Origin of the sequence: Pseudomonas sp. NPDC087690 (genome assembly GCF_044743175.1) — a bacterium.
Classification (GTDB): Bacteria; Pseudomonadota; Gammaproteobacteria; order Pseudomonadales; family Pseudomonadaceae; genus Aquipseudomonas.
Genome location: NZ_JBIUVX010000001.1, coordinates 471,372 through 494,675, shown reverse-complemented (window position 1 = coordinate 494,675; position 23,304 = coordinate 471,372). Strand labels below are relative to the sequence as shown.

The 23,304-nt window shown below is 57.0% G+C and carries 26 protein-coding genes and 1 tRNA gene; 14 read left to right on the top strand and 13 right to left on the bottom strand.

The genetic code is table 11. The features are described 5' to 3' along the window. Positions 1–168: 168 nt before the first annotated feature. The 8 genes from ACIPIZ_RS02190 to ACIPIZ_RS02155 all read left to right on the top strand — a co-directional run bounded on the left by ACIPIZ_RS02190 (position 169) and on the right by ACIPIZ_RS02155 (position 7,752). The gene (locus tag ACIPIZ_RS02190) at positions 169–3,732 is read left to right on the top strand and encodes a phage tail protein (RefSeq protein WP_401163674.1); all 3,564 of its coding nucleotides are present in this window, start codon (positions 169–171) and stop codon (positions 3,730–3,732) included. A 15-nt stretch (positions 3,733–3,747) separates the two neighbouring features. Then, the gene (locus ACIPIZ_RS02185; protein WP_401164227.1) at positions 3,748–4,053 is read left to right on the top strand and encodes a hypothetical protein; all 306 of its coding nucleotides are present in this window, start codon (positions 3,748–3,750) and stop codon (positions 4,051–4,053) included. After that, positions 4,053–4,733, top strand: coding sequence for a hypothetical protein (locus ACIPIZ_RS02180; RefSeq protein ID WP_401163671.1), 681 nt, complete (start codon positions 4,053–4,055; stop codon positions 4,731–4,733). Before ACIPIZ_RS02185 ends, ACIPIZ_RS02180 begins: the two co-directional genes overlap by 1 nt. A 23-nt stretch (positions 4,734–4,756) precedes the next feature. Then, positions 4,757–6,019, top strand: coding sequence for a hypothetical protein (locus ACIPIZ_RS02175; protein ID WP_401163668.1), 1,263 nt, complete (start codon positions 4,757–4,759; stop codon positions 6,017–6,019). 5 nt (positions 6,020–6,024) lie between these two features. Continuing rightward, positions 6,025–6,360: a hypothetical protein gene (locus ACIPIZ_RS02170; RefSeq protein ID WP_401163667.1), complete on the top strand. Its 336-nt coding sequence runs from the start codon at positions 6,025–6,027 to the stop codon at positions 6,358–6,360. Positions 6,361–6,411: 51 nt separating this feature from the next. Further along, the gene (locus ACIPIZ_RS02165; protein WP_401163666.1) at positions 6,412–6,834 is read left to right on the top strand and encodes a cell wall hydrolase; all 423 of its coding nucleotides are present in this window, start codon (positions 6,412–6,414) and stop codon (positions 6,832–6,834) included. Next, complete coding sequence (locus ACIPIZ_RS02160; RefSeq protein WP_401163664.1) at positions 6,834–7,340, top strand: lysis system i-spanin subunit Rz; 507 nt, start codon at positions 6,834–6,836, stop codon at positions 7,338–7,340. Before ACIPIZ_RS02165 ends, ACIPIZ_RS02160 begins: the two co-directional genes overlap by 1 nt. A gap of 181 nt (positions 7,341–7,521) precedes the next feature. After that, positions 7,522–7,752, top strand: a complete 231-nt coding sequence (locus ACIPIZ_RS02155; RefSeq protein ID WP_401164225.1) for a hypothetical protein — start codon at positions 7,522–7,524, stop codon at positions 7,750–7,752. 44 nt (positions 7,753–7,796) lie between these two features. Here ACIPIZ_RS02155 and ACIPIZ_RS02150 read toward each other — a convergent pair whose 3' ends face one another. Beyond that, on the bottom strand, positions 7,797–8,522 hold the full coding sequence (locus tag ACIPIZ_RS02150) for a hypothetical protein (RefSeq protein WP_401163661.1): 726 nt from the start codon (positions 8,520–8,522) through the stop codon (positions 7,797–7,799). A gap of 252 nt (positions 8,523–8,774) precedes the next feature. Here ACIPIZ_RS02150 and ACIPIZ_RS02145 point away from each other — a divergent pair, with 252 nt between their 5' ends. Then, complete coding sequence (locus ACIPIZ_RS02145; RefSeq protein WP_401163659.1) at positions 8,775–9,185, top strand: response regulator; 411 nt, start codon at positions 8,775–8,777, stop codon at positions 9,183–9,185. 196 nt (positions 9,186–9,381) lie between these two features. On the opposite strand, the gene ACIPIZ_RS02140 is transcribed toward ACIPIZ_RS02145, so the two are convergent. The 3 genes from ACIPIZ_RS02140 to ACIPIZ_RS02130 form a co-directional block, all read right to left on the bottom strand. Continuing rightward, positions 9,382–9,738, bottom strand: a complete 357-nt coding sequence (locus tag ACIPIZ_RS02140) for a response regulator (protein ID WP_401163657.1) — start codon at positions 9,736–9,738, stop codon at positions 9,382–9,384. 23 nt (positions 9,739–9,761) lie between these two features. Continuing rightward, positions 9,762–11,204 carry an ATPase domain-containing protein gene (locus tag ACIPIZ_RS02135; protein ID WP_401164224.1) on the bottom strand — a complete coding sequence of 481 codons (1,443 nt, stop codon included), beginning with the start codon at positions 11,202–11,204 and terminating at the stop codon, positions 9,762–9,764. 161 nt (positions 11,205–11,365) lie between these two features. Beyond that, a complete protein-coding gene (locus tag ACIPIZ_RS02130; RefSeq protein WP_016774031.1) occupies positions 11,366–11,575 on the bottom strand; it encodes a hypothetical protein in 210 nt (69 codons plus the stop codon). Between the two features lie 253 nt (positions 11,576–11,828). Here ACIPIZ_RS02130 and ACIPIZ_RS02125 point away from each other — a divergent pair. From ACIPIZ_RS02125 to ACIPIZ_RS02105, 5 genes are all read left to right on the top strand, one after another. Continuing rightward, positions 11,829–11,906, top strand: a tRNA-OTHER gene (locus tag ACIPIZ_RS02125). A 443-nt stretch (positions 11,907–12,349) separates the two neighbouring features. After that, positions 12,350–13,006 carry a hypothetical protein gene (locus ACIPIZ_RS02120; protein WP_122854930.1) on the top strand — a complete coding sequence of 219 codons (657 nt, stop codon included), beginning with the start codon at positions 12,350–12,352 and terminating at the stop codon, positions 13,004–13,006. Between the two features lie 95 nt (positions 13,007–13,101). Then, on the top strand, positions 13,102–13,452 hold the full coding sequence (locus ACIPIZ_RS02115; protein ID WP_241091083.1) for a hypothetical protein: 351 nt from the start codon (positions 13,102–13,104) through the stop codon (positions 13,450–13,452). A 261-nt stretch (positions 13,453–13,713) separates the two neighbouring features. Continuing rightward, positions 13,714–14,106 carry a hypothetical protein gene (locus tag ACIPIZ_RS02110; protein ID WP_122854929.1) on the top strand — a complete coding sequence of 131 codons (393 nt, stop codon included), beginning with the start codon at positions 13,714–13,716 and terminating at the stop codon, positions 14,104–14,106. Then, on the top strand, positions 14,100–16,538 hold the full coding sequence (locus ACIPIZ_RS02105; protein ID WP_401163654.1) for an FAD-dependent oxidoreductase: 2,439 nt from the start codon (positions 14,100–14,102) through the stop codon (positions 16,536–16,538). Before ACIPIZ_RS02110 ends, ACIPIZ_RS02105 begins: the two co-directional genes overlap by 7 nt. A 52-nt stretch (positions 16,539–16,590) precedes the next feature. On the opposite strand, the gene ACIPIZ_RS02100 is transcribed toward ACIPIZ_RS02105, so the two are convergent. The 9 genes from ACIPIZ_RS02100 to modA all read right to left on the bottom strand — a co-directional run bounded on the left by ACIPIZ_RS02100 (position 16,591) and on the right by modA (position 23,201). Then, on the bottom strand, positions 16,591–16,719 hold the full coding sequence (locus tag ACIPIZ_RS02100) for a hypothetical protein (RefSeq protein WP_268949757.1): 129 nt from the start codon (positions 16,717–16,719) through the stop codon (positions 16,591–16,593). Between the two features lie 8 nt (positions 16,720–16,727). Beyond that, complete coding sequence (locus ACIPIZ_RS02095) at positions 16,728–17,012, bottom strand: hypothetical protein (RefSeq protein WP_401163653.1); 285 nt, start codon at positions 17,010–17,012, stop codon at positions 16,728–16,730. 111 nt (positions 17,013–17,123) lie between these two features. Continuing rightward, positions 17,124–17,354, bottom strand: coding sequence for a hypothetical protein (locus ACIPIZ_RS02090; RefSeq protein WP_008082703.1), 231 nt, complete (start codon positions 17,352–17,354; stop codon positions 17,124–17,126). Positions 17,355–17,474: 120 nt separating this feature from the next. Then, on the bottom strand, positions 17,475–17,705 hold the full coding sequence (locus ACIPIZ_RS02085; RefSeq protein WP_105706661.1) for a hypothetical protein: 231 nt from the start codon (positions 17,703–17,705) through the stop codon (positions 17,475–17,477). Positions 17,706–17,776: 71 nt separating this feature from the next. Continuing rightward, the gene (locus ACIPIZ_RS02080) at positions 17,777–19,414 is read right to left on the bottom strand and encodes an ATP-binding cassette domain-containing protein (RefSeq protein WP_253483598.1); all 1,638 of its coding nucleotides are present in this window, start codon (positions 19,412–19,414) and stop codon (positions 17,777–17,779) included. Between the two features lie 144 nt (positions 19,415–19,558). After that, positions 19,559–20,596: a DNA topoisomerase IB gene (locus ACIPIZ_RS02075; protein WP_064390236.1), complete on the bottom strand. Its 1,038-nt coding sequence runs from the start codon at positions 20,594–20,596 to the stop codon at positions 19,559–19,561. Positions 20,597–20,668: 72 nt separating this feature from the next. Continuing rightward, on the bottom strand, positions 20,669–21,748 hold the full coding sequence (gene modC, locus ACIPIZ_RS02070) for a molybdenum ABC transporter ATP-binding protein (protein ID WP_064390235.1): 1,080 nt from the start codon (positions 21,746–21,748) through the stop codon (positions 20,669–20,671). A gap of 3 nt (positions 21,749–21,751) precedes the next feature. After that, a complete protein-coding gene (modB, locus tag ACIPIZ_RS02065; protein ID WP_064390234.1) occupies positions 21,752–22,432 on the bottom strand; it encodes a molybdate ABC transporter permease subunit in 681 nt (226 codons plus the stop codon). A 1-nt stretch (position 22,433) separates the two neighbouring features. After that, positions 22,434–23,201 (bottom strand): molybdate ABC transporter substrate-binding protein, encoded by a 768-nt coding sequence (gene modA / locus ACIPIZ_RS02060; RefSeq protein WP_236431927.1) that lies wholly within the window; start codon positions 23,199–23,201, stop codon positions 22,434–22,436. Positions 23,202–23,304 lie beyond the last annotated feature (103 nt).

The window sequence follows — 23,304 nt, the reverse complement described above, 5'->3', positions numbered from 1 at the left end:
TTCTGCCACAGATGAGGGCTTTGCTGATGAAAAAATGGTTTCCACTGGTTCGCGCATTTACTCGGAATTTAATCCTCATTGCTATTTATGCGATGAAACTCTACGCGAGCCTTCATGGCTTGTGACCCAACCGCCCGCGAGGCGGTTTTTTTATGCCTGGAGGAAAGCATGGGCGCAGCAGCACAGATCGAGATCCACGGCGAGAAGGGCGGCAGCAGTAAGTCGAAGTCGCCAGTAGAAGCAAGCGATAGCCTGCGCTCGACCAACTTGGCAAAGCTGCTGATCGCCGTGGGCGAGGGCGAGTTCGACGCGGTACCGACCGAGTACGACATCTATCTCGACAATACGCCGATCCGCGATGCCAGCGGCAACTACAACTTTCCGGGCGTGAAGTGGGACTGGCGGTCGGGCTCGGTGAATCAGAGCTACATTCCCGGCATTCCTTCGGTCGAGAATGAAACCTCGTTGAACGTCGAACTGCGCAGCGATGCGGCGTGGGTGCGCTCCATCACCAACACCCAGCTTTCGGCCGTGCGCATGCGCCTGGCGTGGCCGGCCCTGCAGCGTGCCGACGATGAAGGCAACGTCGGTGGCTATCGCATCGAATACGCCATCGACGTGGCCACTGATGGGGGCGCCTATCAGCAGGTGCTGGTGGACGCCGTTGATGGTAAGACCACCACGCGCTATGAGCGCTCTCGCCGCATCGATCTGCCGGACGCCACAACCGGCTGGCAGATCCGCGTGCGCCGCCTGACGCCAAACCAGAACAGCAACAAGATCGCAGACACCATGCTGGTAGCCGGCTACACAGAAGTCATCGACGCCAAGCTACGCTACCCGAATACCGCACTGCTCTACATCGAATTCGACGCCGAGCAGTTCACCAACATTCCGGCCGTGACCGTGAAGTGCAAAGCGCGCCGCTGGATGGTGCCGAGCAACTACGACCCGATCCAGCGCACTTACACCGGGACGTGGGATGGTTCGATGAAATCGGCCTGGACCAATAACCCGGCGTGGATCACCTACGGCGTGTGCACCGAAGACCGGTTCGGCCTGGGCAAGCGTATCAAGCCTTTCATGGTCGACAAGTGGGAGCTTTACCGGATCGCGCAGTACTGCGATCAACTGGTGCCGAATGGATTGAATGGCGTCGAGCCGCGTTTCTTGTGTGATATGAACCTGCAAGGCAAGGCCGATGCCTGGTCGCTGCTGCGCGATATCGCTGGCATCTACCGTGGCATGACCTACTGGGCTCAGGGCCAGTTGGTGATGCAAGCCGACATGCCGCGCGCGCAAGACTTCGACTACGTCTTCACTCGGGCCAACGTCATCGACGGCAAGTTCTCCTACGGCAGCGCTTCGGCAAAAACGCGGTACACCCGGGCGCTGGTCAGCTACGACAACCCGGCGAACAACTACGACACCGACGTCATTCCGTTCGCCGACCTCGAACTGCAACGCCGTTACGGTGATCGCCCGACCGAGCTGAGCGCCATTGGCTGCACACGCGCATCTGAGGCGCAGCGGCGCGGTAAGTGGGCGATCTTGAGCAACAACCAAGATCGCACCGTGTCGTTCAAGACCGGCATGGAAGGCGTAATCCCTCTGCCAGGACACATCATTCCGGTGGCTGATTCCCTGCTGGCGGGGCGGGAGGTAGGGGGGCGCATCTCGGCCGCGTCTGGCCGCGTGGTGACGCTCGACCGTGACACCCAGGCCAAGGTCGGTGATCGGTTGATCATCAACCTGCCGGGCGGCCGCGCAGAAGGTCGCACCGTGCAGAAGGTTATCGGGCGCGACGTGACCGTTACCACGAACTACAGTGAACCACCGATCGCGCAGTTGCAATGGGCGCTCGATGCCGACGATTTGGCGATTCCGCTGTACCGCGTGCTGCGCACCAAGCGCACCACCGAAGGCGACTTCGAAATCAGTGCGCTGCAATACGAGCCAAGCAAGTTCGCCTACATCGACACCGGCGCTAGGCTTGAAGAGCGCCCAATCAGCGTGATCCCGATCACTGTAGTGCCGGCGCCGGCGAGCGTAACGCTGGTATCCACTTCGGCGGTTGTCCAAGGGTTGGCTGTGGCCACCATGACCATCAGTTGGCCTGCCGTGCCTGGCGCCGTCGGCTACGACATCGAGTGGCGCAAAGACAGCGGCAACTGGATCAAGCTGCAGCGCACCGGCATGACCAACGTCGATGTAGTTGGGATTTACGCGGGCGCCTACGTGGCCCGGGTACGAGCGGTGAGTGCGTTCGATATCACGTCGATCTGGCGCAATTCGATCCTGACCAATCTCAAAGGCAAGCAGGGACTGCCGCCGGCGCTCAGCTACCTGAATGCCACGCCACTGCTATTCGGCATCTACCTGAAGTGGGGTTTCCCGGCTGGCGCGGAGGATAGCCAAAGGACTGAAATCTGGTACAGCCAAACCACCCAGCTCGACATGGCTACCAAACTGACCGACCTGGCTTACCCGCAGAGCGACTTCTCCATGCTCGGCCTGCGGGCTGGCGTGACGTTCTACTTCTGGGGCCGGATCGTCGACAAGATCGGCAACATCGGCCCGTGGTATCCGATCGGCATCGGCGTGCAGGGGCAATCCAGCTCTGACGCTGCCGCGATTCTGGAAATGATCGCAGGCGAGATCGGCCGTACCGAGTTGGGGCAAGACATCCTCGACGAGATCGACAAGATTCCGGGCCTGCAAGAGCAGATCGATGCGCTGGATGGGCTGAAAGGTTACGACCCGGAAGCGACCTATGAGGAGTACGACCTTGTGGTCGTCGGCAAGCGGATCTATCAAGCCATTGGTCCAGTGCCAATCGATACGCCGCCGCCGAATCCTGCTTACTGGCTCGACGTGGGTCAGACCGTGCAAACCGCAAACGGCCTGGCTCAGCAGGTCGCAACGAACACGTCGGATATCACTGAGCTCGACGGCGTGGTAACTGCCCAGGCAACAGCGTTTCAGGCGCTGCGGGCTTCCTATCGCGACGAAGATGGCGAGGGTGAAGCGCAGGATGCTCTGCGCGGCTGGAATGCCACGACCAGCTTTGCCGAAGAAGTGAAGGTGAGGGCAACCCAAAACAGCGCACTGACGCAGCGGGTCACAACGCTTGATGCGGAAGTGGGCGAGAACTCGGCCAACTTGACTGAGCTGGAACAGACGGTCGCCACAAACGAAGAAGCCACCGCCACCAAAATCACTCAGCTGACCGCAACGGTCGGCGACAACACGTCAGCCATTCAGGAGACGGCTGAAGCGTTTGCCGATCTCGACGGCAACCTCAAGACGATGTGGTCGGTGAAGATGTCGGTAACTGCCAATGGTCAGTACGTGGCGGCGGGCATCGGCTTGGGCATTGAGAACGTGGACGGCGTTTTCCAGAGCCAGTTCCTGGTGGCTGCTGATCGGTTCGCGATCGTCAACACGATTGCCGGCGGCGCGATCTCGGTGCCGTTTGCAGTGCAGGGCGGCCAAGTGTTCATGCGGTCAGCTTTCCTACAGGACGGCAGCATCACCAATGCCAAGATCGGCAACTTCATCAGTTCGAACAATTACATCGCCGGCGTGCAGGGCTGGATTCTCAATAAAGACGGGACGCTTGAGATCAACGGCATCGTGCCTGGTCAGGGTCGGCTGGTCATCAACTCGCTGAACGTCTCGGTCTACGACGCCAATAACATGCTGCGCGTGCGTCTTGGATATCTGGGGTGAACTATGGCTTATGGAATGAGGATCTGGGGCGCCGATGGCGTGCTCCAGGTCGATGAGAACTCTTTCACCATTCGCGTGGTTCTTTCGACACTGGTTACGTTCGCCGCCGGAAAGTCCAATCAGGACTTTTCGGTCCCCGGTGTAGGCCCCTCGAACGGTTGCGCAATTGTTGTTCCCATTGGCGCTTACACCGACCAACAACAGCAGTTTGAAACAGAGCTAATCGACAACGTGGCCAGGGTTTATAGCCACACAAGAGGCTACGCCGCGAGTTATGTCGCTACAGGCACGATGCGACTTATCGTCATGAGGTTCGACTGATGGCCTACGGTCTTCAATTCAGAAACAACAACAACGTTGTGACCATCGATTCAGAGTTTGCGAGGTTGGTGGTTATCTCGAGTGGCAGGTATGCGCCGACAGAAGAAGGCGGCATGGGCTCGACGACTTATTTTGTAAGGCCGGTAGCGTCACAGGAGCCGCCACTTGTCTTTGTGCGTCCTGACACAGTCGCCGGAATCGCCGGGTTGAGCAACGTGAGGTTGATAGGCTCAGCGGGCAACTGGGTCGGTTTTTATGTTCGGGCCTACAGCACCGCCACGGCTCAGCCAAATGGCCGCTATTTTGTGGCGGCTTTTGCGGCGCAGGCAGTAGCTCAGTACGGAATGCGGCTGTGGGATGGCACTGGCAAAATGCTGTTCGACTCAGGCACGCCGAACGCTACGTTTACTCGTAGCTTCCAAAACTGGAGCTATGTGAAGTCGGAGCAGACGGATCAGGGGATGTACCGCAACTACTACTCGGTGCCTTTCAGTTTCCCTCAAAACGAGTTCATGCTGATCAACAATTTTGGCATGACAATGGTTTCCGGCGGAAACATTCCGAGGCAGCTCTACTGCACCTGGGATTTTTCAGCGGGAACTCTCTACGCAGTAACAGTCGCCCCAAACAATCCATTTAATTTTTTCCTGCCGGCCGTATTCGCAAAACAAGCCGCCTAACTTCTCACTCATAGGGAAAGTCCATGACCTGGTACAAATCAGGAACGGTTTCTGTTACCCGAAATTCCAACGCGGTGATCGGCGTCGGTACGGCTTTCATCGCGAATTCCCGTGTTGGTGATGCCTGGATCGGTCCAGACAATGGATTGTATGAAGTCACCAACATCGCGAGCGATAGCGCACTTTCAATTTCGCCGCCGTATAAAGGCCAGACCGACTCGGGCGGAACCTACGCCCTCGCACCGATGCAGGGCTATTTGAAAGCCACCGCCGACGCGCTCCGTCAGGCATCGCTCGAGGTGGGTGACGCACTGGACGGTATGGAGGAGAGCGTGCAGTCGGCGGCTGAGTCGGCCGCGGCCGCGCTTTCTTCCAAAAACACGGCAGCTCAGTCGGCAGCCGCTGCTGGTCAATCCGAAACTGCATCGTTGGATTATAAAAATGCGGCGGGTCTTTCGGCAAACGCGGCGGCGCAGTCCGAAGCGGCATCGCTTAACTATAAGAATGCTGCCGGGACGTCCGCAACCAATGCCGGGCAATCGGAACAGGCTGCGCTTGGTTACAAGGACGCTGCGGCAAACTCAGCACTCAGCGCCGCTGCTTCGGCCGGTACAGCCGCAGCACTCGGCGTAGGCCGCGGTTATATCGACGGTTTGACGCTCAGCTGGGTCTCGGCCACGTCGATCAGCGTAGGCGCTGGCAGTGCGTACATTTCTTCGGTCAACAAGGTTGTCAGTTACGCCGGCGGCACTTTCACGCCATCGGGGGCGGCTAACAGCTTCATTCACGTTTACCTGACCGCTGCTGGTGACATTGAGCAGGCCGCGACCGTGCCGTTGCGCTACTACAACCAAGCACACCAGAAAACAGGGGACAACTCACGCCGTTACATCGGCTCGCTGCTGGTAGGAGCGGCGAACAACATCTACAAATTTCACCACCATCCGCTCGATTCGTCGATGAGTTATACCTTCGGCAACCCATCCATAGCACCATTCCGAATTCTCAATGGGGTAACAGGGATCGGCAGTGTAAGTACTTCAGCAAGCTGCCCGATAACAGCGCATACGCTGGTGGGATCGTTCCAGACAAACTCGGGCGGTATCGCGCAATTCACGCCATCCGACGCTGGTACTGCGGCATCGGTAGGGTGGCAGGTATTCGTTTCAGCGGGCACGGTGCAGAACGGAACCTGCCGTATCGCTGACGATAGGACCATTACCTATTGGACGTCTTCTTCGAACCTCGCCTACATCTACACGCTTGGCTACTACTTCGACAGGTGACGAATATGCCTTATGCAATTACAGCTACCGGCTGGAGAGCGATCAACCCCAACATGGAATTGCAGGAAGGGGAGACATTCGCCGAAGAGATCCCTCAGTGGCTGGCCGATGCGAGTGCTGCTGCGGATGCGCTGCGCGAAGGATCTCGCATCGAGGAGGAATGGCGAGCTACCGAGATTTTGGAGATCAACGACCAGTTGATGGCGCTGGAAGAGGGGGCTGAGGCGCTCCCGGGTACGCGTGAACAATGGCTGGCGTACCGAACCCGAGTAAGGAACTGGAAGGAAGGTGCAGAGGGATTCCCCGAGCCAGCCAATAGACCGTGGCGCCCAGCCGCATAAGCCAACCGAAACCCGCCATTGAGCGGGTATTTTTTTGCCTGGAGAAAAGAAATGCCAGTAACCGAGAAAGATCGAGACATCCTCGCCCGTACGATTTGGGGCGAGGCCCGCGGCGAAGGAACCGCCGGCCAGATCGCCGTGGCCTGGACGATTCGCAATCGTGTGTTCGACGGTAAAGAGAAGTCGTGGTGGGGAGAGGGCTATGCCGGTGTGTGCCAGGCGAAGTACCAATTCAGTTGCTGGAACAAGACCGACCCAAACTATCAGTTCCTGATCGGCGTGATACAGATCCCGTTCCGCGAGCTGGCGCAGTGCCGAATCGCTGCTGACCAGGTGATCGACGGCAAGGTGCCGGATCCTACCGGCGGCGCCACGCATTACTACGCCACCCGCATCAAGGCGCCGGCCTGGGCGGCGAAGGCCAAGCAGACGCTCAAGTTGGGCGGCCACGTTTTCTTCAAGGATGTGCCGTGATGGTCGTTCCGTGGAAAGCGGTGGGCGCGATGGCACTGGTGCTGATCGGCGCCGGCAGTGCCTGGCAGTTTCAGGACTGGCGCTACGGGGAGCAACTGGCGGAGCAGGCGCGACTGCACGCCGAAACCCTCAATCAACTGACGCAGGCCGCCGCCACCGTTCAGCAGTCCGAGCAGGACAAGCGCCTAGCGCTCGAGCAGCGGCTGGCGGCCAGCGAACAAACCCACTTCGAGAAAATGACCAATGCGCAAAATGACCAGGCTCGCCTGCGCGATCGCCTTGCCACTGCTGATGTCCGCCTGTCAGTCCTCCTTGACGCAGCCGACGTTGCGAAAGGCTGCAACGTGCCAGGCACCGCCGGCGCCGGCGGCGTGGATCATGCAGCCGTACGCGCCCGACTTGACCCGGCGCATGCTCAACGAATTATCGCCATCACCGACAACGGCGACCGCGGACTGATTGCGCTTCAAGCGTGCCAGGCATATGTGAAGAATCTGCAGCAGTGATGGCGCCGCGCCATTCTTGCGAGGTCACCAGCCGTGAACCATCATTTAGATTCGAACTGGATGATTGGTAGACATGGAAAAGCAACTGGCTGGCTACTCAATTGTGATGACGATTATCTGGGTTTCAGTTGTTCTTTCTGTCATGTATTGGATGTCGTAGTGAAGGTAATAGGTGGCTGACGTGGAAGGCGTGGTGCTGAGCGAGAGGATGCAGAAAGAAGCGGATCGGCTGCTTGCGCAGATTGTCCGGGCAGATTCAATGATTATCGCTGTGAAGGCGGGGGCGCGGGCCGATGGCTTCGTGCTTGGACTGGAAACCGGCGGGGCTTTGCGCTCCGGCGATGCTGAAAGGCTGTACATCATTTTCGAAGCCGCACTGGTGGAGCGCCTGAAAACGTTGGCACGTAGTTAATCAATGCTTTATTGGTCAGGCCGCCAATTCCTAGCACGGCTCCTTCAGCGTGGACCTGCAGGAGCTAGCTTTGTCACAAAACCCTTTCCGGCGCAGGTCGAGCAGTCATCCCGCGCACTAAAGTTGTCGAGACAATCCGGGCAAATACAGAAAGCTGCCGATTCAATGTGAGGTCGCACTTTTTCAAAAGCGCGTAGATTCCGCTCCTCCTGTGCGACCTGTGCTGCATCTATAAGCGCCCGGTAAGCATCGGCATCGGATAGTGGTCGGTGCGTTACGCCAGCGATCATTCGTTCGGTCTCTACCAACTGATATCGGCGGCCATTCATTTCCAGCACCAAGCCTGAAATCCGCCCAATTTTCCGAGAAAGATTCAGAGTCAGCCGCATACCATCAGCATCAGAATAGACCTTGCCGTCGTAGGCGAAGGAAGCGCCGCGCGGTTCATCGCTTTCGAAGTTGAAGATTGACCGGCTGATGGTGCCCAGCAGATTCCCGTTGTCGATCTGAACGACATCATAGGTAGAGGCGCCGCGGTAGTGCCCGGGCGAGTTCTGCAGCTCCTCGACGGCGTGCCAGTACGCGGCGTTTGCCATTTCGTTCATATCGAATTGCTCAAGCTGGTCGATCAGGCCCTCATCGCGAAGCGTAGCTGCCATCTCGTGGAGGGTTTCCCGATGCCCCTCTGGGTTTTGCATACGGAAGTCCTGATCGTCGAGAGTCGCGCGCCATCGCTGGAGCCGTAGGGTTTTTGCCTGGTCGAAATTCATGCTGCGGGGTTCGCTGTACAAATACTGTATGCGCGTACAGTAATCTAGGCGAGAAAGGTGGGCGAGGGTGAGGCGACGAACTGTAGCGGTGCGGCTGCTTTCGGCCATGAGCGGAAGTTTGGAAGCGCCCGCTACCGGCCAATAGCGGACTTTGGACTTATTTCACCTCAACAATACCTAATCTTCAGTGAGGCTTATAATAAGCTCCACACATCAATCTGTAGCAGAATTGGTCGAGTCAGGAACGATGTCATGAATGAGGATTACGAAAAATCTTGGCATCTGGCTGAGCCGGTAATCGTCGTTGAGGACGACTCTATACTTCGCGGCCTGATGATAGATATTTTGTCCGAAATAGGTTTGCGCTCGCAGAGCTTTGGTAACGCTGATGGTGCTTTAATTCATATGCTCAGCACGCCGCGCACGTACCCACTGGTGATCGCAGATCACGGTTTGCCCGGCAAGCTCAAAGGTTCGGATTTTATCGCGGTGGTGAAGGCGAGATGGCCTAACACTGCCACGATTCTTACCTCGGGATACTCATTGGATCCTACCATCGTACCGCCCTCTACAACGTACTTGGAAAAGCCGTGGTCGATGGACGAGCTGGTGACAGCGGTGGCAAGTTCACTTCAAGCCGATCCCCCGCTTCGTAAGATGTGAATGCGTCTTTGCCATACCTTTTCCTTAGGTTTTAACTCCCTAAGTATCCTTTCTCAAAAATCGGTGTGGGCGGTTACAGCCCTCGGCCGGAGAAGGCGCCGGCAACCTCGTCAGCAGAGCTGGCGTCATCAATTGCAATCGGGGGACTTCACCATGGCCAGCGCACACTAATCACCTAGTGAGTTCGGCGCTGGCCTTAGACCAAGAGCTTTTTAACTTCGGCAATGATCAAGTCTATATTGAACGGCTTTGCCAAAACCGCATCAAAAAGATCCGATCTCTCCATACCAATGTGTGCTTGAGCACCGCTCATCAGGATGATCGGCAAATGCTTGACGGATGGAAGGGCTCGGACGGCTGTTGCGAATTCCAAGCCGTCCATCACCGGCATCATAAAGTCAGTAATGATCAAGGCTGGCCGCTCTCTATCCAGCACTTCGAGGCCCTTTTGACCGTTACTGGCCGTCACCACCATGAACCCCTCATCCTCCAGCGCAAAGCTGAGAATGTCAGCGATCAAATACTCGTCGTCGACGACCAGAATGGTGGTCATGTTAATTCAACCCGCGCAAAGGCTTAAGATTTTGAACCGGACGATGTCTCAGCGTGGACTGAAGGTTCATGTCTCGAAGCCTTTTTCAGAAAAACGTCTTGATCACGAATGACGACCTCGAATCGCGAAGGGTCGTAAGAGCTGTCTCGTACTTTAAGAATGGAAAGCGTCCTGCTTAGTTCAGAGTGATTCTCATAGAATCGCATCAGCATCAGGTTGTCGACGATGCTGGACAGGTCAGAGTTCGGTGCGCTGACCTCCGAGCCGAATAGATCGCGCATTTCCCAGGATGCGAATACCGTCACCCCCCTGGATCGCAGTTCGTTCATCAGAGCACTGAAGAAGTCAGTAATCCGCGCTGGATTCGTCGTGACTCGCGTCATACCGCTTAGGCTATCGATAAACAAACGCTTGATGCCCTTTTCTTCAACGATACTCAACAGCCGTGCACCCAGCCCATCCAGAAGCCCCTCTGTGGTGGGCTGCCAGGCAATGTTCAACGCGCCACTATCTTCCATACCCTTGATATCGATACCCAGTGATAGACCTTTGAGTCGCAACCGTTGTGGACTCTCGTAGAAGCCGAAATGTAGGCCCGGCGCTTCCACAGTCGACTCGGCCAGGAACTTAAGGCCAAGCGTCGTTTTACCAATCCCAGAGGGGCCTATGACCAGAGATACACTGGAACTGTGCAGGCCTCCGCCTAATATACCGTCCAGTGATTCAATGCCACTGGCGATGCGTGTCATATCGGCGCTATCGGGAGAAGACGGGTGGCTGTAGAGACTTTCGAGTCGCGGATAAACCACCAAGCCATTATCGGTAATTTCACACTCGTGAAGACCGGTCATGGCGCCGCTGCCACGAGTTTTACGTAGCTGAATTCGACGCACTGAGCGAGTGCCATATAACTCTTCGCCCATCTCTATGACGCCATCAACCATGGTGTGCTCAGGACTGCCGTCGTCGAGGCGGGAGCTGGTAAGGAACAGCACCGTGCAACCAGCAAAAGCGGCGTGCCCTTGCAGTTCAGAAATGAATTTCTTGGTATCGATGTGCGATTCGGCTTTTGAACGCGCATTGAGCAGGCCGTCTACCACCATCACTGTGGCTTTCTGACGGCTTATTTCGCGTCGAAGCAGCTTTACTACCTCGTCCAGTCCTTCGTTTTCCAGAGTGTCAAACGCGCTGACAAACTGAATTTCGGCGCCAACCTTGGAAGAGTCGAAAAAGCTCAGTGTAGAAAGGAACTGAAAGAGACGGTCGTGCGATTCGGCCAGCAGCGTGGCGACCAGAACACGGCCTCCATTGCTCGCATGATGAAACCCAAGCTGGTTAGCCAGAATCGTTTTTCCAGACCCTGGGCGCCCTTGTATTATGTATGAAGAGCCTGCGACCAGTCCGCCCTTGAGCAGAGCGTCGAGCCCTTCGATTCCACTTTCGAGGCGTTTTAGCTTTTCCACAATGCGACCCTGATCTGAAAAAACAGGCTGTTTAAGCCGAGTGGACAGAATGCTAACGCCAATTCTGCTTCAGAGCCATTCTGGCTGAGTATAAAGGTGGGGCGATATCACACTCTGGGGTCATAAAAGCTGCCCCAGGAGCGGCTGCTTTTGGCCGATAGCGGTCAGTCGGGCGTCATCAAAACCGCAAGCGTCATCTTGATGAACTCCTCATTTTTGTCGATTGCCCAGAGGGCGCCGCGGACGTTCTCGGCGACGTCGGCCGATCCGCGCTGCTCGACCCAGTTCGATAGCTCCATGATGGCGGCTTCGAGGGCAAGCTGATTTTCGTTGATCTTGAAGAGCAGGGAAGGGAGCAGATCTGAGTTCGGCATTTTGGTTTCCTCCGTGGAAGAAACCAGAGTAGCAGGGGGATTCATTGTCGGCAGAACGCCGGAGGAGGGCAAACCGCTGAATCATGCAGAATCGGCATACTACGAGTTTACAGTAGCCGATTAGATAAGAAATTCTACGCGGATTTAAGAGCTTTTATTCGGGCCGCAATCGTTTTACGGAATGCGGAAACATTGGGCTGTATGGCAGCCTTTCAAGGTTGATTGCGGACCAGAAAACCTATCGCAAGGTGCGGCCTGATTGATTTTCACTCGGGACTTAAAATCCCCCGCTCGTAAGGGCGTGCCGGTTCGATTCCGGCTTCGGGCACCATGAATATCAAGGGCTTGCGTGAGGTTTCTCATGCAGGCCCTTATTATTTGTTTTCCGCAATTTTTGAGTCTGCTCCGCGACCTAATTGGTCGGGCTGATTTTTGTGCCGATCCTTTCCAGATGTAATTCTCGCTCATTACTGCGGAAGTCCCTGAGCTGGTACTTGGCCTGCATGATGTCGCCGCTTGTTTCTGCTTTTGTCAGCGCCGGCCCAGCCACGAAGATCTTACAAACGTTTTTTCTCTACTCGTGCAGCCTCGCGCGCCGCGTCAAACCTCTCTCGCAACATGCTGCTGATCCTTGGTGGGCCGTTATCCATCACGATCAATTTACATTTGCTGATTCTGTTTCCAGACCTCCGGTCAATATGCAGGTTTTTTTTGCATAGTAGTGGCTATCAGCTATCCCTACATGATCGGCGCTTCGCCGAAAGGGAGAGTCACATGAATAGGATCGCGATTTTGTGCTTGTGCACTGTACTTACAGCCTGTTCCAGCCCGGATCTCATGAGGTTTACAGGGAACGTTGAACACGCAGATCAAATCAGCCTGGAACGACAGAATGAGATGATCAAGGAAGGCCTTCAAAGCTGTTACGATTTTTTTGGTGTGAAATCCGCAGAAGCTGAAAGGAAGGCGAAGAGTGCTTGGAGATGGACACTAGCAGGGATTATCTCCGGGGCCGTTATTGCACCGGCGCTAACTGCGGCAAACGCCGCTGCCAATGCTCCTTGGATTGCAGGTTTTAGTGGGTTCGGCGGCGCATCGGTTGCGGCGGTCAACAATGCAAATAATTTTGGCATCGGCCCTGCATCATCAGTTGAGGGATTATTAGCAGTTGGGGCTGCAGTTCGCGATGACATGAGATTAGCTTTGGACGTTAACAAGCCGTTTCAAGAGCGCTCCGACGCAGCTGCTAGAGCATCGACCAGTTGTAGTTTTCCTTCATCCGTTGAGGGCTATATGAAAGCGCAGAACTCAGCAGCGCAGCAAAAAACATTTGATGACCAACAAAAAGCTATGGATGCACGACTGAAGGCACAGGAGGATCGTATGCTTGAGTTGCAAGCTAAACAGCGTGAGCTGGAGAAAAAGAAATAACGCAGTAGAGATTCTTGGATGCCTAAGTAAAACCGGGCCAGCTCGAACATTGTTTAATATCAAGATGCTAGAAGCCCTGATTCTCTCGGGGCTTTTTGTTTTCAGTTATCCCAAGTCAACGCAGGATTTTTTATTCCTGCCTGATCAGGGCGCTGGCCTATCAGGGGATTTTCGTCGTCGCTTGGGTTGGTGTGGCTTTAGCGCAGATTCTCTACGGACGCAACGATGTTGCAACGCTTGAGGAGGTGGCAACGTTCAATCCGGCAGGGTTGACCGCATGGTTTGGCGCTACGGCGCTGGGGCTTGCGTTGATCTTGGCCGGCGCCGGGTTGAGCAGTTTTTCTGCGCCGTCGACGGTGTTGGTGGCGTTTCCCTTGCAGGTTGATCCCGACGCGTTCTGGCGCGAAGGATTCCTGTGTAAGCGCCGGATGTGTTACGGCGCGTGACGATTTCGGTATCGACGATACGCGGACAGTCTGCGTATCGCGGTGCACCTTTGAGGTGATAAGTCTGAACCTGAAGCATTGACGAAGTAACAGCCATTGCCTAGGGTTCTCGCAAGTCACTGTCGTTGCACCTGTGCAACCGGCACCGCTGCGTTTGTCGTTCTCCATGGAAGGACGTTTTATGCCCCCTTCTCGCGCAATCCTGATCTATGCCCCGCAGTTGCCTTTCAATTTCTGGTTTCTGTATCGGGGGAATTAACCATGCTGATCATTCGCGATGCGCAAATGGCGGCACTTTTGCGTGGGCAGGATTCTGCTTACACCCGAAGCCTGGCGGAACGGCTGCGCAGGGATGACCCTGGTCTTTGCAGTCAAATCAACGACGAGCAATTGGCGCGGGTGTTGTCTGTCGTTGTAGAAAAAGCGCGGTGCTATGGCTTCAGCCAAAGTATTGATGTGCTGGAGTTCTTCTCTGCGACCAGAAGGTTCTCTGCGCACTTCGATGAAGCTCCCTGCGTGTTCGAGTTGTTGGGGGATTTGACGATGGCCCCCAGTCTGCGTATTTACAACGTTCTGCAATTGCCGATAGACAAGGTGCAGCAAGAACTCTCAGCCCGAACGTTTTCCATAGCGACAGGGAGTCAGCCATGCTGAAGATCAACTATTCGGATTGGATTCCGGACTATTCCGGCCTTCCAGTATCTGTCGCCAAATGTGCACTTGACCCGTTTGAAATAGTTGAATTTGGCTTGGTCGGTAAAGTGCACTCGGGCCATGTGGCGGAGCATGTTGAATTGAACCCCGCCGATCCCGGACGTTACCTGTTGCGCGCGGTAGTCAAGCCCACGCTCAACTTTCGCTGGAAAATCAACGGCTGGGGTCCTGAAGCTCAAGCGCATCTGCACATTTACCGGCGCGGCAGCAGCCGTCCTGTTCTGCGCCGTATCATTACTTGCGCCGAGGGTTCGTTAGCATGGGACGGCGTGTTGACGGGGATTGATCTGCGCGAAGACGACAGAGTCTTGTTGCCCGTTGGCACCCTGACAGTAGAGGGCGGGCCCTACATGGCGGATATCCAGATCGGGACGGTCCAGCCGCGACGGCTGTACTTCGACTTGGCACCAGTGGTGATCATCGGGGCCGGAGCTGCCGGTCTCAGTGCGGCCAACACCTTGCTGGAGGACCGCAACACGTTGGTACATCTGTTGGAAGCCCGCAACCGTCCCGGTGGTCGCGCGCACACGGTCACCTTTCCTGACTCGGAAGAACCTATTGACCTTGGCTGCCAATGGCTGCACAACGCCAACAGCAATCCATTGCTGAACCTCGGCGAGACCAATATCGAGCACGACCAGACGTCTTTGAGTCTCATGGCAGGCGCTGTAGTGGGTGTGGCCTGTAGTGAAATACTTGTTGAGTATGCGTTAGGCGCGAGTAACAACGACACATCGGTACAAACAGCTCTGGATGACGCTCCCGATGATGTTATCGAGGGGCAATTGGAGTCAGAGGACAAGATCAACGCACAAATCAATGCCAATGCCCTTCAGCTTACAGAGCTGAAAGTACTGGTTGAAAAATTGCGCGATTGGGTTATCCCGGAGAATCCTGAGTTGTTGTGTGAAGCGGCCTATGACGGTGAACACGCAAAATCCCACCAGAAAAAACACCCCAGATTCGACCGTATGGTCAACGATCCTGATGCGCTCAGAGCGGCGAGAGAAATTTATTTCTCCACTGACAATTGGAAAGAGGATCAACAGTTTTTACCACTGCTGCGAATGGCCTGGATAAAAAATGAATTCAGAAATATCGAAAATCGCAGTCGTCAAATGCGTGGGGAAATCATAAGGACTCTTGGCTTGAGCAGAGCCGATCGTTTGGAAGCGCGCTGCGTTCGGGCGAAGGCATCCCCGCAAATATTGCTGGCACTGGGTAAGGAGTGTGAACTGGAAGAGTCGATCGAGGCGTTCCGGTTTACCCACGCCGAACCGGACGAAGCGGTAGGCAATCAAGCGGTGATCGGCGAAGCGTTAGTGCTCGTGCCGCCGACGGATGAGGAGATAGTTGAGGAGAATGACGATATTCAAGAGACTAACTACCTGCCGGAAGAGGGGTATGGAGAAAGGATCAGAAGATTTGCCTCGTCGCTGGAAACTCGCAATCGCGAAAAATTCAAAGTCCACCTGAACCACCAAGTCAGCCGTATCACCAGCGTTAGCGGCGAGGGGCGTCCGACCTGTTTGATACTTGAAGTCACCGCTGGAGAAGAAACAAAACAGATACTTGCCTTGGCGTCTGTCATCGCCGTGCCGACGCCGATCATTGCCGGGGTGCCCGACCATACCGAGCCGATGCTCGCTTTTGAGCCACCGCTGGAGCTCGAAGTACGGAACGCTTTCACTGCCTTGCCCTTGGGGCACTACAAGAAAATAATTTTCAGATTGAATGAAGGTTCACTGGCTCAACATCTCGACGAGCTGGCGCAGAACGGGATAGCACCGGTGGACATGATGACGATTCACCAGCATGAAGTTACCCAATTCAAGGAACGATTGGGATTGCTCGTGACGGAAGCCCGGCAGCCAGAGCCAGAAGCGGAACTCGATCCCGAGCCCACCCCAGCGGTGCACGACATCAGCCTGATCACCCTGCACAACGACATCCCGTGGAAGATCCTCTATCGCAGCGCCAAGCGCATGCTGGTGTTTTTCTGTGGCGGAAAACGTGCAAGGGAGCTCGATTCCGAAAGCGTCGACATCGCAGCAGCCGAGGCGAAGCTCGTGTTGCAGGCTGCGTTGGGTGATGATTGGCAGGCTGCAATCAACAGGGATCTGAATGGCACTGCACTCACCAGCAACTGGAGTGCCGACAGGTATTCCCAAGGCGCTTACTCCTACATGAATGTGGGAGGTGCCGGTTCGCGTGAACTGCTTTACAGCACTTGCCTGCATCAGCGGCTGGTATTTGCCGGGGAAGCTCTATGGCCCGACCCCCACGGCACAGCGCATGGCGCCTGGTATAGCGGCATTCGGGCAGCCCGTTTTCTGCTGGATAACATGAAGCAGGGAGAGCAGGCGCTCTGAACAGTCCCGGAACAGGACTTGAATCTGGCTGAAGGCGAGCAGGCGGGCGCCTTCAGACCAGGCGTTCCAACGTATCAAACAACCGTGCATCCACCATCGATAACGTCAGTTGCGGCGAGTGCGCGCAGTGGATGTGTTGCCTGTCTATCTGCGCACCTTGCTGCCAGAACAGTTCAGTCATCTTATGCGTCAAACGAAGCGTTGTTGAGCAAAGCCGCGCGGTAAACGCTGGCGGCCGCCCATTGCCGTGAGACGTTCCTGCCACTCGGTACGCCAGTTCACCAGGCTGTGGCTGGTGTTGGTCTGGCGCGACGCTCGGCGTGCCGCATTACGTTGATCCTTGCGGGCTTGTTTATACGCATCGGTATTGCGGCAGCTGCGGCACTTGACGCGATTGAGTTCGCGGCTCGCCGTGAGGTGTTGGCCCTTGTGACCACAGGCCAGATGTCCATCTACATTGAAATGAATAACCATCAGACGCCTCCTTCGTGACGTGTATCTTTTTCGACCACGCACGACAGCAGGTGTTCATCAAAATGAAACACCGGTAGAACACCCGCAAGTAACTCTGGCGCGTGAAAGCGCTTACCTGAACCGTGGCAGCGGTCGATCGACAGGCTTGAGCGCCGACAGCGTATTGCGGATCAATGGTGCGTCTTTCTCGATGTCGTTCAGACGATCGCGGATGCGCAGGGCGGTCGGGTGCCCGCCTTGGTGATCGACCCAGTCGGCGATCTCTTTGCAAGCAGCCGCGAGGCGTGCCTGCCGGGCGTCGAGCAGGGTGAGGAGGGTGGTGATGGACTCTTTTTCGGACATGAAACACCTCCGTTTTTACGAAACCTGAGCTGCAGCAAAAAGCCCGCGAGTCGCGAGCCTTCTGCCGTTGGGGCGCTGCTCCGTCAGCTGGTTTGAGTATAGACCCGCTTTTGCTCGGCATCAGCCGGAGGACTGGCGGGCCGGTAGTGGCGAACTGACTTTGTTGAGGCGCTGGCATTCGCGCTGGGCATCCTCTTGCGCGTCATAGCCGTCACCGATGAACCCGCCGGTACGCGTGTCGCAGATGCGGAACCAGCCAAGGGCTTCGGCAGGATCATGCTGGCTTTCTCCGGCACGTCGACCGTGAATGATGATCTTGTTGCAACGCTTCACGACGAAAATGTCTTCCATGGCGTCACCGCAGCTGATTCGTGTCAGATCAACTATAGAAGGCCGCGGCAATCGTGCAAAAAATACACAGTTCAGCTCGTCGGTTGCCACTGCCAGCCAGTGGGGTGCCAACTCAGGACATGGCTGGGATTCAACGCCTTCAGAAATGCCGGGTCGTGGGAAACCGCGACAATTGCCCCTGGAAAAGTCTGCAAGGCGTGTTCGAACGCTTCCACCGACCTCAGGTCGAGGTGATTGCTCGGCTCATCAAGCAACAGCAATTGCGCTGGCACCTGGCGCCACAACGCCAGTGCAAGCGCCGCTTTCAGGCGTTCGCCGCCACTCAGTGACGCGCAGGGCAAAGTTGCCCGCCGTGCATCCAGTTGCAGGTGCGCGAGGTAGCTGCGCAAGGTGCCTTCGTCTAACGGCGTCCGTTGCGCCTGCAACTGCTCGACAATTGCAGTTCGTCCATCGAGCAGGCGCAATTGCTGATCGAGAAAGGCCAAAGGCACATGGGTGACGCATTCGCCGCTCGCCGGGCGCAGTTCGCCGGCAAGCATTCGCAACAGGCTCGATTTGCCGCAACCGTTCGGCCCGCTGACGGCAATGCGCATTGGCCCATGAAGGGCAAGGTTCAGGCGGGCTGTCGGTGCGTCGACAGGTAACCACGGCAGACAGGCATCGATCAACGTGCAGACCTGTCGGGTACTCGGTACCGCGCTTCCTGGCAGGTTGATCAGTACGCCTTCCTCGGGCAGGACTTTCGCGTAGGCCTCGCGAACGCGCGCGTCGAGATCGGATTTGCGTGCTTGATGGCCGACTTTTACCTGTCCCATGATCTCTTTCGCGGCGGCTTTGAGCGCCGCTCGTTCGAAGCCGGAAACGTTAGCGGTGTCGGCGTTACGCCGACTGCCGGCAGCGTGGCGCTGGATCGTGTCGTGTTCGCGTTGCAGCCGTGATCGCTCACGCTGGCGCTGGTTGCGCGCCTGATCAAGCTGAGCCTGCGCCGCGGCTTGATGGATTCGACGCTGCTCGACGAATTGGGTATAGCCGCCGCTGAAAACGTTCGCGCCCAACGGCGTGAGTTCGACGATGCGCTGCATCCGCTCGAGCAGCTGTCGGTCATGGCTGACGATAATCAAGCCGCCACGCCATTGTTCAAGCCGGCGCATCAGCCATTCGCGACCGCTGCTGTCGAGGTGATTGCTCGGCTCATCCAGCACCAGCAATTGTGCGTCGCTCACCAGCGCGCCGATCAGGGCGACTTTCGCCTGTTGGCCACCGCTGAGGCGCTCCGTCAGATCGGTGGTTGCGATATCGCCGAGGCCGGCTTCGTCGAGACTGTTGCGCAGGCGGTCCGGCAGATCCCAGCGCTCTGCGGCAAGGTCGAAATCGGCAGCCGAGGCCCGACCTTCATTTATCCTTTGCAGTGCTGCCAGTACCGTGGCGCTGCCTGTCGCCTCGGCAACGGTCTGCCCTGGTTGGGCGATGAACGATTGTGCAACGTAATGCACGGTTGCACAGCGTGTGACCGTGCCGGCAGTAGGGCGCAAATATCCGGCAATCAGGCGTGCGAGCACGCTTTTGCCGACACCGTTGCGGCCAACGATAGCGGTTGGCAGTTGATCGAACTTCAGATTCAGGGCGTCGAAAATCATCCCGCCATTGGCAAAATGAAAGCTCGATTGATTCAGGGAGACGAGTGCGCGCGTACGCGAGACGTGAGTCATCGGCACCTCCAAAAAATCTCGTGAAAACAGACACGCGCCAAAAAAGGCGTGTCGCGAGGGCATTTTTAGAAGGCTGGGTTGTTCACGTCTGCGGTCGTCCTGAAGAGAGGAAGATGGCTAGCCTAGAGAACCTTACAGCGATAATCAAGGCGCGCCCGTCATCTCGCTCATCTGTTCGAGAAACATCGCCAGCGCTACTTCCTCGGCTCGCAGCCCTTTGCGCATACGTGGTCGCGGCAGATCGGCAAGGGCGCCGAGCATGAATTTTTCCACCACGGCAGGGTGGATATAGCACTTGCGACACACCGCCGGCGTGTTGCCCAACTGTTTGGCCACACCTTTGACCATCTCGACGACATGGCGCTTGGCTTCGGTTTCCGTTTCGTGAGTCAGCTTGCGTAGCACCGCCAAAGCCAGTGCACTGCCCGCCCAGGTGCGATAGTCCTTGGCGGTAAAGTCGGCGCCGGTCAGGGTTTGCAGGTAGGTGTTGACGTCGGACGAGCTGACCGTGTGTCGTTGACCATTTTCATCAAGGTACTGGAACAGGTTCTGCCCGGGAATTTCCAGGCAACGCTTGATGATCCGCGCCAGACGCCGATCCTTGACGGTGATCTGATGTTCGATGCCGCTCTTGCCCCGGAACTGGAAGAGGATCGCGCTGCCGTTGATCTCGACATGGCGGCTGCGCAACGTAGTCAGGCCATAGGAGCGGTTATCCCGGGCGTACTGTGTGTTGCCGACCCGAATCAACGTGGCGTCGAGCAACGTGATCACCGTGGCCATGACCTTGTCCCGGCTGAAACCGGGTGCGGCCAACAGTGTTTCCAGCTGTTTGCGCAGTTTCGGCAACGCCACACCAAATTCACGCAGGCGCGAATACTTGTCAGCATCGCGCACTTCGCGCCAGCGCGGGTGATAGCGATATTGCTTGCGGCCCCGGGCGTCGCGGCCGGTGGCTTGCAGATGACCGCGCGGGTCGGGGCAGATCCACACATCGGTATAGGCCGGCGGCACGGCCAGGGCGTTGATGCGTGCGATTTCATCGGGAGCGATGATGCGCTGGCCCGACGGCGTGAAATAGCTGAACTTGCCGCGCAGCTTCTTGCGTGTAATGCCGGGCTGGATGTCATCGACATAATGCAGGTCGGATGGCAGTGCGTCATTCAGCGCGGTGTCGGGCATGGCGGCTTCCTTCGGTGGCGCGGCGGTCTGTAGAACGATTGACCGCGCGCGGTGGCCGTCGTGCCGAATGATTTAGGCGAGGACGGCGACGGCCTTGATCTGCGCCCAGAGCTGCTGCCCTGGATGCACGCCTAACTGATCCCGCGAAAACCGCGTGATCCGTGCCAGCAGCGGCGTACCGGCAGCGTCGAGACGAATCAGCACATGCGCAGCGTTGTCGGCGGCCTGCTCGCTGACCACCGTCACCGGCAGACGATTGAGGATGCTGCTGAACTCATCGTTGTGCAGCGCGAGGCTGATGTCCCGCGCATGTACTTTGCAGCGCAAGGCCTGCCCCAATGCCATCGGTGCGTGTGTCACTCGTATGGCTATTTCGGTGGCCGGCAGTTGCAGGCTGAGCAATTGATAATCGGCATCGTAGCCGCTGACCTTACCTTCAATGATCACCCCGGCGTCGTCGCCCAGCGCCATCGGCAAGTCCAGGCGTGCCAGAGTTTCGCCGATCGGTCCGCTGGCCAATGCCTTGCCTTCGCTGAGCAGCACCAGGTAGTCGGCGAGCCGTGCGACTTCGTCCTGCGCATGGCTGACGTACAGCAGAGGAATATCCAGTTCGTCATGCAGGCGTTGCAGGTACGGCAGGATTTCGTTTTTACGCTGGCTGTCGAGCGCGGCCAGCGGTTCATCCATCAGCAGCAGTTTCGGGCTGGTCAACAAGGCGCGGGCGATGCCGACACGTTGGCGTTCGCCGCCGGACAGGTGCTGCGGATGACGCTCCAGCAGATGCCCGATGCCGAGCAGTTCGGTGGCCTGTGCCATGTCGACCCGGCGTTGAGACCTGGCGATGCGCTTGAGACCGAATTGCAGATTGGCCAGCACTGACAGATGCGCAAACAGGCTGGCTTCTTGAAACACATAACCGATGGCGCGCTTGTGCGGTGGCACGAATAGGCCGTTGTCGCTGTCCTGCCAGACTTCGTCGTTGATCTGCACGAACCCTCGTTCGGCGCGCTCCAGCCCGGCGATACAGCGCAGGCAAGTGGTTTTGCCCGAACCGGAATGACCGAACAGCGCGCTGACACCGCGTCCCGGCAAATGCAGATCGACGTCGAGGCTGAAGCCTGAGTAGGCGAGTTGCAAACGTGCATCAATCATCGGTCAGCTCCAGTCTGTGCGGGTCTTGCGGCTGGAGTACAACGCCAGCAATACGAGGAACGAGAACACCAGCATCGCTCCGGCGAGCCAGTGGGCCTGAGCGTATTCCATCGCTTCGACATGGTCGTAGATCTGCACCGAGACCACGCGGGTCTTATCGGGAATGTTGCCGCCGATCATCAGTACCACGCCGAATTCACCGACGGTGTGCGCGAACCCGAGGATCGCCGCGGTGACAAAACCGGGACGCGCCAGCGGCACAATCACGCTGAAAAAAGTGTCCCAAGGATTGGCACGCAGTGTTGCGGCCACTTCCAGTGGGCGGGTACCGATCGCCGAGAACGCGTTTTGCAACGGTTGCACCACGAACGGCATGGAGTAAATAACCGAACCGATTACCAGCCCAGTGAAGCTGAACGTCAGCGTGCCCAGCCCCAGCCATTGTGTGAACTGACCGAGAAAGCCGTGCGGGCCCATCATCAGCAACAGATAGAAACCGATCACGGTGGGTGGCAGCACGAGGGGCAGGGCGACGATCGCCCCGATCGGGCCGCGCAACCACGAACGGCTGCGCGACAACCACAGGGCAATCGGAGTGCCGACAACCAGCAGGATGACAGTGGTCAGGGACGCCAGTTTCAGGGTCAGCCAGATCGCCGCGAAATCGGCACTCGTCAGCGACATTTTAAAGCTGGTAGCCGTAAGACTTGATCACCGCAGCGGCTTTCGGGCCTTTGAGGTATTCAACCAGTGCCTTGGCGGCAGCATTGTCCTTGCCTTTGTTGAGGATCACAGCGTCCTGTTTGATCGGGTCGTGCATGCTGGCAGGCACGATCCACGCCGAACCGCTGGTGACTTTGCCGTCCTTGAAAATCTGCGACAGGGCGACGAAGCCTAGCTCGGCGTTGCCGGTAGACACGAACTGGTACGCCTGAGTGATGTTCTGACCTTCAACGATCTTGGTTTTGGTCGCTTCGGTCAGCTTGAGCTTTTCCAGTACCTGGGTGGCGGCCAGGCCATAGGGTGCGGCTTTCGGGTTGGCGATGGACAGGTGTTGGTATTCGTTCTTCTTCAACACCTCGCCTTTAGAGTCGACATAACCTTCTTTGGCCGACCACAGTGCCAGGGTGCCGATGGCGTAGGTGAAGCGCGAGCCTTTAACGGTATCGCCTTCTTTTTCAAGTTTTTCCGGGGTCGTGTCGTCAGCCGAGAGGAACACTTCGAACGGTGCGCCGTTCTTGATCTGAGTGTAGAACTGGCCAGTGGCGCCATAGGCTGCGACCAGTTTGTGCCCAGTGTCTTTTTCGAAATCGGCCGCGATCGCCTGGATCGGTGCGGTGAAGTTGGCGGCAACAGCTACCTGTACTTCATCCGCCTGAGCAGCACTGGCGGCGCAGACCGCGAGCAAGGAAACCAGGCCGGCAGGGGCAAAACGAGAGACACGAATGGTCATGTAACAGCTCCGTGGTTGGCGAGTGCATAGGGCAGCTATTGTTGGAAGTGGACTGCGCCGATGCGAGGGGTAAGTTCGCTATATAAATAAATATATAGCGAAA